General features: G+C 50.5%; 15 protein-coding genes and 1 tRNA gene. 5 read left to right on the top strand and 11 right to left on the bottom strand.

What is annotated here, in order from left to right; translation table 11 throughout:
• Positions 1–47: 47 nt before the first annotated feature.
• Both GN107_RS03980 and GN107_RS03975 read right to left on the bottom strand, forming a co-directional pair.
• A complete protein-coding gene (locus GN107_RS03980) occupies positions 48–398 on the bottom strand; it encodes a YlbF family regulator (protein ID WP_155286543.1) in 351 nt (116 codons plus the stop codon).
• A 61-nt stretch (positions 399–459) separates the two neighbouring features.
• Complete coding sequence (locus tag GN107_RS03975) at positions 460–2,463, bottom strand: PBP1A family penicillin-binding protein (protein WP_155286584.1); 2,004 nt, start codon at positions 2,461–2,463, stop codon at positions 460–462.
• Positions 2,464–2,692: 229 nt separating this feature from the next.
• On the opposite strand from GN107_RS03975, the gene GN107_RS03970 reads away from it, so the two are divergent.
• On the top strand, positions 2,693–3,520 hold the full coding sequence (locus GN107_RS03970; RefSeq protein ID WP_230678548.1) for an RluA family pseudouridine synthase: 828 nt from the start codon (positions 2,693–2,695) through the stop codon (positions 3,518–3,520).
• Between the two features lie 64 nt (positions 3,521–3,584).
• Here the strand turns inward: GN107_RS03970 and GN107_RS03965 are convergent, their stop codons facing one another.
• The 3 genes from GN107_RS03965 to GN107_RS03955 all read right to left on the bottom strand — a co-directional run bounded on the left by GN107_RS03965 (position 3,585) and on the right by GN107_RS03955 (position 6,122).
• A complete protein-coding gene (locus GN107_RS03965; RefSeq protein WP_155286542.1) occupies positions 3,585–4,055 on the bottom strand; it encodes an arginine repressor in 471 nt (156 codons plus the stop codon).
• 14 nt (positions 4,056–4,069) lie between these two features.
• Positions 4,070–5,752 (bottom strand): arginine--tRNA ligase, encoded by a 1,683-nt coding sequence (argS, locus tag GN107_RS03960; protein ID WP_155286541.1) that lies wholly within the window; start codon positions 5,750–5,752, stop codon positions 4,070–4,072.
• 299 nt (positions 5,753–6,051) lie between these two features.
• A tRNA-Gly gene (locus GN107_RS03955) sits at positions 6,052–6,122 on the bottom strand.
• Between the two features lie 171 nt (positions 6,123–6,293).
• Between GN107_RS03955 and GN107_RS03950 the strand changes: the two genes are divergently transcribed.
• The 3 genes from GN107_RS03950 to GN107_RS03940 all read left to right on the top strand — a co-directional run bounded on the left by GN107_RS03950 (position 6,294) and on the right by GN107_RS03940 (position 7,835).
• Positions 6,294–6,686, top strand: a complete 393-nt coding sequence (locus GN107_RS03950; RefSeq protein WP_155286540.1) for a hypothetical protein — start codon at positions 6,294–6,296, stop codon at positions 6,684–6,686.
• Positions 6,687–6,811: 125 nt separating this feature from the next.
• The gene (locus tag GN107_RS03945; protein ID WP_155286539.1) at positions 6,812–7,522 is read left to right on the top strand and encodes an AzlC family ABC transporter permease; all 711 of its coding nucleotides are present in this window, start codon (positions 6,812–6,814) and stop codon (positions 7,520–7,522) included.
• A complete protein-coding gene (locus tag GN107_RS03940; RefSeq protein ID WP_155286538.1) occupies positions 7,509–7,835 on the top strand; it encodes an AzlD domain-containing protein in 327 nt (108 codons plus the stop codon). Before GN107_RS03945 ends, GN107_RS03940 begins: the two co-directional genes overlap by 14 nt.
• Positions 7,836–7,902: 67 nt before the next feature.
• On the opposite strand, the gene GN107_RS03935 is transcribed toward GN107_RS03940, so the two are convergent.
• Positions 7,903–8,652, bottom strand: coding sequence for an adaptor protein MecA (locus tag GN107_RS03935; protein WP_196246239.1), 750 nt, complete (start codon positions 8,650–8,652; stop codon positions 7,903–7,905).
• A 109-nt stretch (positions 8,653–8,761) separates the two neighbouring features.
• Complete coding sequence (locus GN107_RS03930; RefSeq protein ID WP_155286536.1) at positions 8,762–9,499, bottom strand: MBL fold metallo-hydrolase; 738 nt, start codon at positions 9,497–9,499, stop codon at positions 8,762–8,764.
• 74 nt (positions 9,500–9,573) lie between these two features.
• Between GN107_RS03930 and GN107_RS03925 the strand changes: the two genes are divergently transcribed.
• The gene (locus GN107_RS03925) at positions 9,574–10,083 is read left to right on the top strand and encodes a hypothetical protein (RefSeq protein ID WP_155286535.1); all 510 of its coding nucleotides are present in this window, start codon (positions 9,574–9,576) and stop codon (positions 10,081–10,083) included.
• Between the two features lie 67 nt (positions 10,084–10,150).
• On the opposite strand, the gene GN107_RS03920 is transcribed toward GN107_RS03925, so the two are convergent.
• From GN107_RS03920 to GN107_RS03905, 4 genes are all read right to left on the bottom strand, one after another.
• Complete coding sequence (locus GN107_RS03920) at positions 10,151–12,223, bottom strand: copper-translocating P-type ATPase (protein ID WP_155286534.1); 2,073 nt, start codon at positions 12,221–12,223, stop codon at positions 10,151–10,153.
• 60 nt (positions 12,224–12,283) lie between these two features.
• Positions 12,284–12,739 (bottom strand): CopY/TcrY family copper transport repressor, encoded by a 456-nt coding sequence (locus tag GN107_RS03915; protein WP_155286533.1) that lies wholly within the window; start codon positions 12,737–12,739, stop codon positions 12,284–12,286.
• A 120-nt stretch (positions 12,740–12,859) separates the two neighbouring features.
• A complete protein-coding gene (gene ptsP, locus GN107_RS03910) occupies positions 12,860–14,587 on the bottom strand; it encodes a phosphoenolpyruvate--protein phosphotransferase (RefSeq protein ID WP_155286532.1) in 1,728 nt (575 codons plus the stop codon).
• The gene (locus GN107_RS03905; RefSeq protein ID WP_155286531.1) at positions 14,587–14,853 is read right to left on the bottom strand and encodes a phosphocarrier protein HPr; all 267 of its coding nucleotides are present in this window, start codon (positions 14,851–14,853) and stop codon (positions 14,587–14,589) included. The genes ptsP and GN107_RS03905 overlap by 1 nt, the downstream gene beginning before the upstream one ends.
• Positions 14,854–14,876: the final 23 nt, after the last annotated feature.

Here is a 14,876-nt window from a genome sequence, read left to right as displayed (position 1 = left end):
CAGGCGCCCCCTGAGGGCACCTGTCCAGTAATAACTATGTTGATTGCTTACTTATCGTTCTGACGGTACAAGTCACTGATTGGTTTGTTCACGATTGCGTTCAATTCGTCCATGAGTTGGGCCATCGCCTGCTCCTTAGTAATAAGCGTCTTGATTGCGTCGATGTCCTTGATTTTGTCGCCAAGTTCTTGCAACTTCTTCAGAGAGTCTGGGTCAATGTCCTGACCCTGAGACTGCTGCTGTTGCAACTCCAACTGTTTTTCCTGGAACTGCTTGAACAATCCGTAACCAACCGCATCAAGCTTGAGCATGTCGAAAGCCTGTTTCAGATCCTGGTACTGCTGGGTCTGTTGCAGTGCCTCTGCCATTGTGTTTGCGTTGTCGTAAATATTGATCATGATGTGCTCCTCCTATTATTGCAACAGTAACGGACTGACTAGAACCGTTGACCGACTGGGCCTACTTAAAGATGTTCTTAATGCCACCAACCCACGAGTTAAGTGTATCACGTGCAGAATTGAAACCATCCTGAATGTTGCTCCAGACATCACTAGCGTTTGTGCTGTCCGTCCCGGCAGTGCCCTGCTCGGTCGCCATTTCTTGAGCATCTTTAGTTCCAAAAGCAGTTTGTGGCGTTGCTGGCAAGATGTTCTCCATCTCGCTCTTAAAAATTTTGGCGACACCATCTTCACTCGTGCCGGGTAAGAAATGCTGCTTATCAGTGTATTCGAAGCCGGTCCAGGTTGCAACCACTATGTCTGGTGTGTACCCTACGAGCCACTGGTCCTTGGTACCATAACCCCAGGCCTTAGGGACTTCTGAGCTCCCCGTTTTACCAGCTACAGTGAAGCCCGTCGGATTGCCCGCAATGGCCGTGCCATGCTTAAAAGTACCGATCATCATACTCGTCATTTCATTGGCCACACTCTTGGTCATGACCGATTTACTGCTTGCGTTATCCTGATACACTACCGTTCCCGTCGCATCCACAATTTTGCGGATGAAGTGGGTTTGCGGTAACTGCCCACCATTAGCAAAGCTTGAATAAGCACGAGCCAGCATCAAGGGGGTGATACTAGTCGAAACCCCGCCTAATGCCGCCGACAGGTTCTGATCTGACTTCTTCAAGTCGATGCCGAACCGTGCCAGGCTATTAACCCCTTTTTGCACGCCGATCTTGTTCAGCAACCACACTGCGGGCACATTCAAACTATCAGCCAACGCAGTGTACATCGGGACCTGATCCTGATAAACGCCGGTCGGGTTGGTGGGACTGTACTTGTTCTTGCCAAAACTCTGCTTCTGGTCCGAAAGCTCCGAATCATAGTGGTAACCATTTTCCAATGCCGGTGTGTATACCATCAGTGGTTTGAGCGTGGAACCAGGTGACCGGCCGGACAGCTGCGTCGCATAATTCAATCCGCGGTAGACGTGTTTACCCCGATTACCAACGACGGCCAGCACGCCGCCTGTTTTCGGATCAACCGCAATTGATGCCGCCTGCGCCTGCGTACCATCACTCGCGTTGGCTGGGAACAGCCAACTCTGGGTAAAAGTGTTATCCATTCGCTGCTGATACGTCTGGTCGAGGGTGGTGTAAATTCGGTAGCCCTTGTTCAGCACATCATTTTCGGGCACCCCATCCTTGACCGCCTCATCGATAACCGCATCGAAGTAAGACGGATATTTATCGGCGTTGTCAGCGGTGTAGGTGTTACGCAGAGTCAGGCTAGTAGCCTTGGCCGCGGTTGCTTCTGCCTGCGTCATATGGCCCGCTTCAACTTCTAACTGCAATACCAAGTTGCGCCGCGAAATGGCGTTATCCATGTGGTCAATTGGGTTGTAGAAGCTAGGGCTGCGCAGCATTGCGGCCAGCGTCGCCCCTTCGGAATCCGTCAACTGGCTAGCGTCACACCCAAAGTAGCGTCTAGCAGCGTCCTGTACCCCCCAAACCCCGTTACCGAAGTAGGCATTGTTCAGGTACATGGCCAGAATATCCTTTTTGGAGTATTCCTTATTAATTTGTACTGCCAGGAAAATTTCCTGTGCCTTTCGCAGAAAACTCTGCTTCTGCGTGAGCAGGGTGTTCTTGGCCAATTGCTGCGTTAAGGTACTGCCCCCACCGGTAATCTGGCCGTGGTGGATCACCAAACCAATGACTGACCGGGCAATCCCTTTAATATCAAATCCCGGATTAGTGTAGAAACTACGATCCTCAGTACTAATGACCGCATTCTGCACACTGGTTGCAATCTGGTCTAAGTCAACATAGGTTCCCTTCTGTGAGTACAGAGTCCCAGCTTCCTTGTTATTACGATCCAAAATCATCGTTTTGGTCTGTAAGGAGCTCTTGATATTTTGCACATCCGCGGTTTTAGCTTTATAAGTAAAGTAACTGCTAAAACCCAAAACGACGAGCAAAAACAGCAGAATCAACCACCGAACGATTTGGAACCGCCGCATGAAGCGTCCACACCACTGCCAGAAGGCATGCCAGGCGTTTGCTAGCCACGACTTGTTGCTATTATTATCCACCAGGCGTACTCCCTTCATGAATTTTTTGGCGCGCACAGTGATTTAGCATATACTGACTGCTAAAGGAACTTCTCTTCGCATTGTAGCATAGCTACCATGTAATCATTACTAACACCATATTACTTTACAGATTTTTAGCGGAAATGGAGTGAGACTTTTGGCTGATTTTGAACAGAAAATAACGCACGTTTCCGGCTTGCTATCAGTCCGGGAACAATTGCGGCAGTGGCTGGTCCCCCAGCATTACCAAGGCTACCTGCGGATGCACCGCAGCATCCTCGTCAACGGCGCCTACATCCCCATCTCCGCCACTATTCCCGCGGACGCGACCATTGAGCTGCATTACACCGGCACGAATCAATCCTACTTACCAAGCAATGAGCCCATCCCCGTCGTGTACGAGGACGACCAGCTGCTAATTGTAAACAAACCAGCCGGAATCAAAACCCATCCAAGCAGCGAGTACGACACGGATACAGCTATGAACCGCATCAGCAACTACTTGCACGCACCAGTCTACATCACCCACCGGCTGGACATGGAGACAAGTGGCCTGCTCCTAGTTTGCAAAGACCCGATGAGTGGGGCAATCATCAACCGCCAGCTCGCCACTAGGAGAATGCACCGCGAGTACACCGCCCTGTGCGGTGGTATAATCACCGGCAGCGGTACCATCACGGCGCCAATTGCCCACGCACCTAACGATGAGCGCCGGCGGATGGTTAGCCCCACCGGTTTAGCGGCCATCACCCACTACCGCTGCGTTGGCCAAAGCGATACCTACACACGCGTCCACTTGCAGCTCGAGACCGGGCGGACTCACCAGATTCGTGTCCACCTAGCGAGTATCGGCGCACCAATCGTCGGTGACCCGCTGTACGGTAATATCGCGGGCAATCGGCTGTATCTACACGCCGACACAATGGAATTCACCCACCCATTCACTAACAAGTTAATGCACATCAGCGCACCGGCCGCATTTTGATGAGAATACAAAAGCAGGCCCCAAACCCGACGAACATATGGGTTTGGGGACCTGTTTGTTTGCATTAACTGCGGTGTTTCTTCAGCAGTGCATCGTGGTACTGTTCGTAAAACCATTCCGCCGCTTCTACGTCCGGGCTGATCACGACAATCGTGTCATGCCCGGCCACAGTGCCAACAACCTGTGGGAAGTTGGCATCGTCAATCAACGCTGCGAGCAGGTTCCCGTTGCTTGGCATCGTCTTGATCACGTTCATGAACATCACCCGCGTGATACTGATCCCGACTTCTTGAACTGTTGAATTCAACCGGTCGGTCAGCTTTTCATCGCCGACATTATGCAGAATCGTGTACCGACTTACACCATTTTCGTCCTTCGACTTAACGATCCGCATTTCCCGAATGTCTCGGGAAACGGTCGCTTGGGTGGCCGAAATTCCAGCCTTATCGAGCTCCTGCAACAACTGTTCCTGCGTCTGCACAACCGAGTTGCTGATAATCTCGGCAAGGGCGCTTTGTCGCTCCGCTTTCTTCATGGGGCTAGTCCTCCTTACATTTCCTTAGGTGCGTTAACACCAAGCAGGCCTAATGAAGTCGTCAGGATCATTGAAACGCTCTGCACTAACGCAAGCCGTGCTGGCAGTTCCGCATCATCGACCAAGACCTTGGTGTGAGCGTAATACTGATTGAATGTCTTGGCAAGCCGCAAACTGTATTTAGCAACAACAGACGGTTCGAAATCACGTGCCGCCCGAGCAACCACGTTCGGGAATTCGGACAGCATCTTCAAAACCGCCCAAGCATCAACACCGGTCAATTCGACCGTTGCATCTGGCTGCACGTCGGTCTTACTCAAAATGCTATTTGCCCGTGCATTCGTGTATTGCACGTACGGACCGGTTTCACCTTCGAAACGCACGACTTCTTCAAGGTTGAAATCGAAGTTGTCGAGGCGATCATTCTTCAGGTCATGGAAAATTACGGCGCCAACACCAACATCTTGCGCGACAGCATCCGCATTCTTTAAATCAGGGTGCTTTTCAGCAATCTGCTGTTTAGCGAGGTCAACGGCTTCGTGGAGCACCTTCTCCAGCAGAATGACGTTACCCTTCCGTGTGGACAGCTTCTTACCGTTAGCAGTAATCAGGCCAAATGGAATGTGGTGAATGTCATCGGCCCAGTCGTAGCCCATTTCCTTCAAAACAGCCTTGAGCTGCTTGAAGTGCTCAGTTTGCTCCATTCCCACAACGTAGAGGCTCTGGGTGAAGTTGTATGTGTCGTGCCGGTACATTGCAGCGGCAAGGTCCCGCGTCATGTAGAGGGTCGCGCCGTCGCTCTTCCGAATTAATGCGGGGTTCAGGTTGTACTTAGACAGGTCAACAATTTCCGCGCCCTGGCTTTCTTGTAGCAAGTGCTTTTCTTCAAGCGCATCGGTTACCCGGTCCATCTTGTCGTTGTAGAAGGCCTCACCCTTGAAGCTGTCAAAGTGAACCCCTAGAATGTCGTAAATCCGGTTGAATTCCTTGAGACTGACTGTCCGGAACCAGCTCCAGAGCTTGTGAGCCTCTTCATCACCGTCTTCGAGCTTTTTAAACCAGGCCCGGGCTTCATCATCAAGCTCTGGCTGTGTTTCAGCTTCTTTATGGAAACGAACGTAGTATTCTAGCAGGTGCTTGATCGGGTCGGCTTTAACTTCAGCCTCACTACCCCACTTCTTGTAGGCAACGATCAACTTACCGAACTGCGTGCCCCAGTCACCGAGATGGTTGATCTTGATTGGTGAGTAACCAACCTTCGTCAGAATTTTGGCAATCGAGTTTCCAATCACAGTTGACCGCAAGTGGCCCATGGACATTGGTTTAGCGATGTTGGGACTGGACATGTCAATCGGCACATTGCCACTACCCAATTGCAAATCGCCATAGTGTTCACCCTGTTCAGCAATTGCGGTCAGAACATCCTTAGCAAAACTTGTTTTCTCCAAGAAGAAGTTAACGTATGCACCTTGCGCAACAACCTTTTCAAAGTCACCGGCATCGATTTGTGCGGCCAGGTCAGCTGCAATTTTGACTGGCGCCATGTGCCGCGACTTCGCCAAAATGAAGGTTGGAAATGCGTAGTCCCCCATATCAAGAGACTTCGGTACTTCAATTAACTTGGTGATTTGGTCTGCTTCAACTTCGCCAGCGAGCACCTTGCTCAGTGCGCTGACCACTTGCTGCTTAAAATCCATGTTGATTCCTCCTCTATTGTAAGTAGAACGTCAAAACCGGAGCGGAACAGTCCAGCAACTTCTGCTTAGGCCGTCAGAGTTGGATTGCGAACCCATAGTGCAAAAAAAGCGCCCGCCCCTTTCATTAACATTAATGAAAGAGACGAGCCTTGCCCGCGGTACCACTCTTGTTGGCGTAACCGCCCACTCTATAAAATATCACCCTCAAAAGCGCGCCCCGAAGGCCGTATACCCACATCCCACTGTAGTGAGCTCACTAAAATACGACGGCTTCGCTTCCTCTTTATCATCGGGTATGCAGCGGTCGACGAGAATCGAACTCGCGACACCAGCTTGGGAAGCTGGAGTTTTACCACTAAACTACGACCGCATCATAACAACGAATAATAGTATAGCACGTGGATCTCGTATTTGCCAAGTGAAACATAGAAACTGCTGAACTTTAGTGTTAGAATAATTAGGCTATAAAAATTAGAGGGAGGATACCCCTTGGCAGTATTTTCTAACCGTGTTATAATAAACATACAGGAGGTGGGATGACGTGAGCAAAGTAAGCAAAAAAGAGCGCCATTATTTCTTCGTAGCGAAGAACGTTAAGACTGATCATGGTTACACCATTGAGTTTCTCAACATCCCCCACCTGTACGCATCTGGAGTGACGTATATTGAAACGGTGTATTACTCATACAGAGTGCTTGCCGACTTTCTCAACCAATTACCGGACGATGAAGCCGCTGTGACGGCTTATACCCTCTCCTCAATTCCAGAGAATGAAGACCACACTTTTTACACCATCATCAGTGCACCCAGTGATTTCGATCCCCACAAGATGACAACCACCTTTACGATTGCGCAAACTTTACCGGCGGAAATCCGTAAACAAGCAGAAACTTTGTCCCACTTGGTCGACTATGACAAACCACTGGCACTTTAATAGTTGCACGGGTTGCAACAGGGCTGATTAAACTTCAGCCCCATTTTTTTAGCGTTTGGTGCCGCTTTCGCCACGCAAATTGCCGGTTTGATATTAAAAATTTGATAAGAAACGGGATGATAATAATGAATGACACGCTGGATTTTCGAGCGGGTCTTAAGGACACACTACCAACCGTGTTTGGCTATATTGGCATTGGCCTCGCGTTTGGCATTGTCAGCCGCTCCTCTGGCTTCAGTGCCCTCGCAGCTTTGTTAACCGCATTGATTACATATAGTGGGGCCGCCCAATTCGTAATCGTCAGTATGATTACCGCAGGCAGTCCCTTTGTCTCGATTGTTTTCTCAGTCTTTATGCTCTCCGCCCGCATGATTCTCACCAGTATGACCGTTGCGCCCTATTACAAAAAAGAAAGCATGCTGCGCAACATCATTCTCGGCACATTGCTCACCGATGAAACTTTCGCCCTGACCATGAGTAAATTAAACTACACGGACCACCGCCTCAGCTTTGAATGGTTGAACGCAGCTAATATTTTCGCGTATTCCGCCTGGGCAGCCGCGTCATTGGCTGGAAACCTGCTCGGTAGTTTGATTCAAGACCCTGAAAAGTTTGGACTGGACTACGCTTTAGTTGCCATGTTCATTGGGCTTCTTTACTTACAGGTGATTGGCGACCGCAGCATTAAACTGGCACTGCAGGGCAGCATTATCCTGATCGTACTGGTACTCACCTACGTGGGAATGATTTTCATTCCCAGCGGGATCTTAACACTGGTCGTAACCATCATCGCTTGCCTAGTCGGAATGGGGGTCCGTAATCATGCCAAGCTTTAGTTACATCATGCTCGTGGTCGTTAGCACCGGCTTTGTGACCTGGTTATGCCGCGTCACACCGTTTTTCTTGCTCAAACGGTTCACAATGCCAAAATGGATGCTCGACTTTCTGAGTTTCGTACCCGTAGCGATCATGAGCGCCTTAGTCTTTAATAACATGTTCATCCCCCACATTGGCCACCTGCCCGGAATGAACTGGCCCAACATTTTGGCAGCGGTGCCCAGTGTGCTCGCCGCGGTACTCACCCGCTCACTGCTGGTGATTGCAATTGTTGGTGTCCTCACATTAGCAGTTATTCGTGCATTGATGTAGATAGCAAAACAGACTCCGTAGTGATGTTAAGTAATCACCGCGGAGCCTGTTTTTTTAATTGCTTGCACTATTTGAAGTAGAAGCGCGTTGTTTCAAGTGCAGCAGCCCCCATAATGAGGTTTCCATATTCACTCAGCACATCCGCGTTAACTGAAGTCTGGTCGCCGTATTCACGGGCAATGTTGGCTTGGACCTCAGCTTCATAGCCATCAACGGTCTCATTGTCGAAAGTCAGTACAAGGTAATACTCATTTTGATACTTGTATAAATCACTACGCCCACCGTTGAGGAACAGGTCTTTAGACAAGCCGATCAACGCTTCAAAGTTCGGGAGGTGTAAACAGAAATGAATGACTCCATGCCCGTGGAAAAAGTCGCCATCGGTACCGGGAGCATCATCCAGTTTAGTTGCATCCTCGTCTTTCTCGGCCTTAAACGGCTGCAGCGAATCCTGTGCAATCTGCTGCATCCGGTCGGGCTTGCCACCACCAACATCGTCCTTCTTGTCGCTGTTGTCCGGTTGGAAAGCATCCGCAATGTCGAAATCATCGGCATCGCTTCCGTTATCAGTGGTGTCTGTGCGGGAAATGTAAATCTCCAGCCCGGTACCACTCGGCATTACTTGAAATGTGACGGGCCCCTTGCTCATGAAGGTGTGCTGCGCGTCCACCTCATCAAGCACTGAGTAGAAGAAGTCCTCAACTCGCTTGTGATCCTGAACTAGGTCAAGCATCTTGATACCGCGGTCGTTCAATTCATCTAGGTTCATGAACACCCGGATGGTATCGTCGTTGATGCGCTCCATTTCCAAACTCATTACCTCACTTCCGTAATTGCCGGCCGCCACGCGGGGCCGTCGCCGCAAAAGGTACATCTTGAACCTTTTGCACTCTTGAACCAACATTCTAACACTTGTGCCTAAAGATTTAAATAGTAATAACCTGCTGATCACTGGCCAATTGCACTGGAATGCTACCGGCAGTCGCCAACGCTTCCCGCCGTAGAAGCTCCAAATCAATGGTTTGCGGCAGGTGGGTCAGCAATAAATTCCGCACTCCGGCATCTGCAGCAATCTGTCCGGCTTCACCCGCAGTTAGGTGCCAGCGAGGCTGCGGCTTGTCATTAGCAAAGTTGGTATCCGCCATGAGCAAGTCTGCCCCCTTAGCAAAAGGGGCCAGCCCAGCAAAGTAGCGCGTGTCACTCGTGTTGACAACAACCTTACCACTGCTGCGCTCCACGATCCGCACGGCGAATGCTGGTACTGGGTGCTCAGTTTCTAAGAAAGTCAAACTAAACGGTCCCAAGTTCAACTGACTCGCACCGTCGTAACCACAACCCTTAGTAAAGCTGCCAAAAGTCAGCGCCCCGAAGTTTAGTGGGTCCTTCGTGTGTCCATAAATTGGCAAAACCGCTTCTTTCTTGGTGCCAGCCCGTAACTGCCAGTAGTACTGCAACGTGCCAACATCAGCAGTATGATCGTGGTGGTAGTGCGTTAGCAAAACCGCATCCAGTTGTAATGGGTCCAACACTTTTTCTAGTTGGAGCAGTGCCCCACTGCCAAGGTCCATGAGTAAATGGTAGTCACCACTGCTAAGCAAATAAGAGCTCGTCGCAATGCCCTGGTCCGGATAACCACCAAGGTAACCTAAGATTTGTAATTTCATCGTCTAAAATCTCTCCTTCTTGATTCGACCCGCCGCTGATGAAAGCGGTATACTAATAGTGGAGGTGTTAATTCATGACGCAATCATTCGAAACCGTTTTTGGCAGTCAGGAGCTCCTGGCTGGTATTATTGATAAAAGTCCCCGGCCATCATACTTATTAAAGCCATCCTCCACGAACCAGGCAAATATGCTCCTGGATATGAGTGGACGTGGTGAGTATTCGTCACCAATCAAGTTCAACGTAGTTCGTGAACACGGGAAGGTTAGTGAAGGCGACTACGTGCACTGCATGTACTTCTACATCACTCACGATGAAGAGAAACTGTTCACCAGTCAGATGAACAAAATTTTCGCAGCCAAGGATATTTACAGTGGCATGAGCGGCATGTTCCTGGGTAAAGCCGCTGACGACCAAATTCAGTACCTTTTGCTTTCCTCATGGGAGAACAGCACCGATTTCTTCACGATGAAGGAAACACCAGCATTTACACCCCTGCGTCAGTTTACCACACGCGCGGCAAGCAGTGGTGGTTACCACGAAACCGGCTACAAAGTTCTCGCCCCAAGCGAGTACCGTGATTAACGAGTTCAACGCAAATGACCCCCAGCCTAGCTGGAGGTCGTTTTTTGTCAAACCGTCTGTACTGGGATTACTCAGCGCGCAGACTCAGCGCATTCAGGGCAACGATGATAGCAGATGCAGCCATGATCAATCCCCCAACAGCAGGGGCTAGCGTGATGCCAATGGGTGCCAGCACTCCCGCCGCCAGTGGAATCGCAATGATGTTGTAGGCACTCGCCCACCAGAGGTTTTGAACCATTTTGCGACTTGTGCGGCGCGCCAACTTAAGAAAGGCAAGCACGTCTGTTAATTGACTCTTCACAACAATTACATCAGCGGATTCAATTGCCACGTTAGTTCCTGACCCAATCGCAAACCCAACGTCCGCTTGTGCCAGACTTGGAGCATCGTTGATCCCATCGCCGACCATGATCACACCCCCCTGCTCTTGGTATTGCTGGACCAGCTTGACTTTGTCTGCAGGCATCAATGCTGCGTGCACATCCGTAATGCCAACACTGCCGGCAACTGCCCGGGCTGCAAACTCATTGTCACCGGTCAACATCACGGGTGTGTAGCCCAAGCTAATGAAACCGCCAATCGCAGCAGCAGCATCCGTCTTGACCTGATCACCGACCGCTAACATGCCAAGAACTTGATCGTCCCGCAGCACAAAGGAAACGGTATTTCCCGCCCGGGCAGCCCGCTCATATTCAGCCTGATTATAAGCAATTTTCTTTTGATCAAGGTAAGCTGCATTAACGATTGCAAGCTGCTGACCATTATTTTCACCACGCATCCCCACACCAGCAATTGCATTGACATGCTTTAGGGGCAGTAGTGGCAATTGCCGTTGCTTGGCTGCACGTAGAATCCCCGCAGCCAGGGGGTGGTTACTTTGTTGTTCGAGACTTGCAGCAACCGTTAGTACCTCATCCGCATCATTTCCCGGAGTGACCACAACCTGATTCAGGTTGAATTGCCCCTGCGTGATGGTACCGGTCTTGTCGAGCAGTACATAGCGGGCTTGCCGACTACGTTCAAAAGCATCCCGGTTGCGTAAAAGCAAACCGTCATTAGCAGCAAAAGCCGTTGCCCGCGCTAAAACTAATGGTAACGCCAGTCCTAACGCGTGCGGGCAGGCAATAACCAGAACTGTGACCGCAATCATCATCGCTGCACCAACGCCAGAAACTGGAGTCCAGATTGCAAAGGCGATGATTGCAACAAGCAGAGCGATGTAGAACAGCCATGAAGCAACTCTTCCCGCCATGTTCTCGGCGTGACTCTTGCTACCTTGGGCAGCGGCGGTCAAAGTTGCAATTTGCCCGAGAAAAGTGTCATCCCCAACGGCAGTCAGTTGCACATCGAGCACCCCATCACCATTAGTTGTCCCACCAATGACCGTTTTCCCGACTTTTTTGCTAACTGGTTTTGATTCACCCGTCAGCAGTGCTTCGTTGATCTGGCTGGTTCCATTTTCAATCCGTCCATCTGCAGGAACTGCTTCACCAGCCAACACGCGGACGACCATCCCCACCTGTAGACTGTGTTGATCAACATCGTGTACTTCACCGTCTTGCAAAACGTGTGCCGTGTGCGGCAGCAAATCTTGCAGTGCTGAACGTGCGTCCCCCGCCCGCATCACGGCGTTCATTTCCAGCCAGTGGCCAAGGAGCATTACATCGATCAGCGTCGCTAATTCCATGAAGAAATTCATCGGGCTGCTGTTCCCAAATGTGCCAGCAAGTACCGCGTAAACAGAATAGCCAAACGCGACTGTGATTCCAAGTGCAATTAGGGCCATCATCCCGGGACGCCGCGCTCGCAATTCATCAATGCCGCCGCGCAGGAAGGGCATACCCCCATAGAAGTACAAAATGGCAGCGATAATTAGTGCCAGGTAATCGCTCCCCGGAAACCGCAGGGGTAGGCTGAGGACTCCCAAGTGGAAATTGATGCCCATAATCGGTTCTAGAAGCAGAATGGGAATCGTCAGGATCAGACTGATCCAGAATTTACGGGATAGATTACCCATATGTGCCATCCCGGGGTCGTCGTCCATTCCTGGCATCTGGTGGTGCATCATGGCCATGCCGTCATGACCATCCATCCCCTGCATGTCACTGTCCATATCCATTGTCATGTGATCCATTTTCATTGTGTTGACTCCTTGGCATTCTCGCCTGATCCGTGCAGTAGCAGTCGCCCACTAGATTGCTTAATTACAGTCCGCATCCGCGGCACATTGATCATCCATCCCTGCTGGTACGCAGTTGCAGGCCACCGCGTCTGGTGCAGTCGCTAACTTTGCATTGAGAGTAGCAATCAGTTGCTGGATATCTGTCTGGCTCAATTCACGCCGTTCAAGCGCGTCATTGACCGCAGCACCAAGCTTGTGCGCACACATGGAATCGAGCAACGTACTAAGTTCCGTATCCATCGTGGCTTGTTCGGCAACGGCCGCACTGTAGATGTAACGCCGCCCATCACGTTCACCGCGTAAATAGTTTTTCTTCAGTAAGCGGTTGATCAATGTCTTGACCGTTGCTTCAGCCCAGCCATGGGTTTGCTCAAGTGCTTTGGCAACCGTTTTTGCGTCACACTTTCCCAACGTCCACACAACTCGCATCACCGCCCATTCGGCTTTACTAATGTGCTGCTTTTCCTCACTCATCACGTCGTCCTCCTTGTTTACATCTGTAATCGTTAGTTACAGTTTACATCTGTAATCACAAAAGTCAACAAAAAAAGCTCCCGCAATCGCGGGAGCTTTCACTTTGCTTAAATCAGTTAATTACTTGTTGCCAACAGTCTTCTCAACGAGGGCTTTATTGTCATCGTTAGAGATGCTTTCGTTAACAGCCTTTTCAGCCATAACCTGCATGTCAGCAGTTGACAGCTTCTTCATGAGACTACGTACCTTCAGCACGCTCGTTGCACTCATGGAGTATTCATCAAGACCGAGGCCAAGCAGTAGTGGCACCATGATTGGGTCCCCTGCGGCTTCACCACACATGCCGACCCACTTGCCTTCCTTGTGCGCGGAGTCAATTGTGTGCTTGACGAGGCGCAGGATGGATGGGTTGTAAGGCTGGTAGAGGTATGAAACGCGGTCGTTCCCGCGGTCAGCAGCCATTGAGTACTGAATCAAGTCGTTAGTCCCGATTGAGAAGAAGTCGACGTGCTTTGCAAACTGGTCTGCAAGAACAGCGGCGGCTGGGATTTCAATCATGATCCCGAGCTGAATGTCGTCGGCAACCTTAACGCCGTCAGCGACAAGCTTGTCCTTCTCTTCAGTGAAGACCTTCTTAGCAGCTTCGAATTCTTGAATTGTAGCAATCATTGGGAACATGATGCGCAACTTACCGAATTCGGATGCCCGCAGCAATGCGCGCAGCTGGGTGCGGAAGATTTCCTGGCGGTCCAGACTGATCCGAATGGCACGGTAGCCAAGGAATGGGTTCATTTCTTCTGGAAGTGGCATGTAAGGAAGCTTCTTGTCACCACCAATGTCCATGGTCCGGACAACAACTGGCTTTGGATTCATAGTTTCGAGAACCTTCTTGTAAGCCTCAAACTGGTCGTCCTCACTAGGAAGCTCGGAAGAATCCATGTACAAGAACTCGGTCCGGTACAGACCAACGGCTTCGGCACCATTGTCCAACACCCCATCAAGGTCCTTAGGTGTACCGATGTTAGCGGCAACGGTGAAGTGCTTACCGTCAGCAGTAACGGATGGTGATGTCTTGAGCTTAGCCCATTCAGCCTTTTCGTCCGCGAATGTCTTAGCCTGCTTGTTGAAGTCAGCCTGCTGTTCCTCACTAGGATCAACAACGACTTCACCAGTCAAACCATCAACAGCAATCAACTGGCCATCCTTAACGGAAGTCGTCACACTGTCCGTACCAACAACAGCTGGGATTTCGAGTGACCGGGCCATGATTGCAGAGTGAGCTGTCCGGCCACCAATATCGGTGACAAAGCCCTTAACAAACTTCTTGTTGAGCTGAGCAGTGTCAGAAGGTGTCAAGTCGTGCGCAACAACGACAACTTCTTCGTTGATCAACGCTGGGTTAGGAAGCTTCTTGCCAAGCAGGTGACTCATCACGCGCTTCGTAACGTCCCGAACATCCCCCGCACGTTCCTGCATGTAGGCGTTATCGGTCATAGCCTCGAATGTAGCGATGAAGGTCTGAGAAACGTCAGACAATGCCTGTTCAGCATTAACCTTTTCATCACTGATCTTGGTCTCGATTGCGCCGGTGAACTCAGGGTCTGCAAGGATCATCATGTGGGCATCAAAAACCTGTGCCTCTTCTTCACCAAGTGATTCCTTGGCCTTGGCCCGAACGACCTGCAAATCATCGTTTGAGTCCGCAACGGCCTTCTTAAAACGACTTACTTCGGTATCGGTATCGTCAATTGCCTTTTTTGTAAAAGACAGGTCTGGCTCCACGAGCATGTATGCCTTAGCGACCGCAACACCGTCTGACGCAGCAATCCCCTTGAGTTCTTTGCTCATTATTCAGCCAAGCCTTCCTTCTTCATAGCTTCGTCGATAGCAGCGATAGCATCTGCTTCGTCGTCACCTTCAGCGGTGATCTTAACGTCGGCACCCTGGCCAACACCAAGGCTCATAACGCCCATGATGGACTTCAAGTTAACTGACTTGCCCTTGTATTCAAGGTTAACGTCAGATGTGAACTTGCTTGCTGCCTGTACCAAAAGTGTTGCGGGACGGGCGTGGATACCACTAGCTGCAATTACGTTATACTCACGAGTTTCCATGAAAAATCTCTCCTTTAGCTGTT

Origin of the sequence: Lacticaseibacillus zhaodongensis (assembly GCF_009687905.1) — a bacterium.
In the GTDB taxonomy this organism is placed as follows: domain Bacteria; phylum Bacillota; class Bacilli; order Lactobacillales; family Lactobacillaceae; genus Lacticaseibacillus; species Lacticaseibacillus zhaodongensis.
The sequence above is the reverse complement of the archived record's forward strand: the minus strand, read 5'-3'. Positions and strand labels throughout refer to the sequence as shown.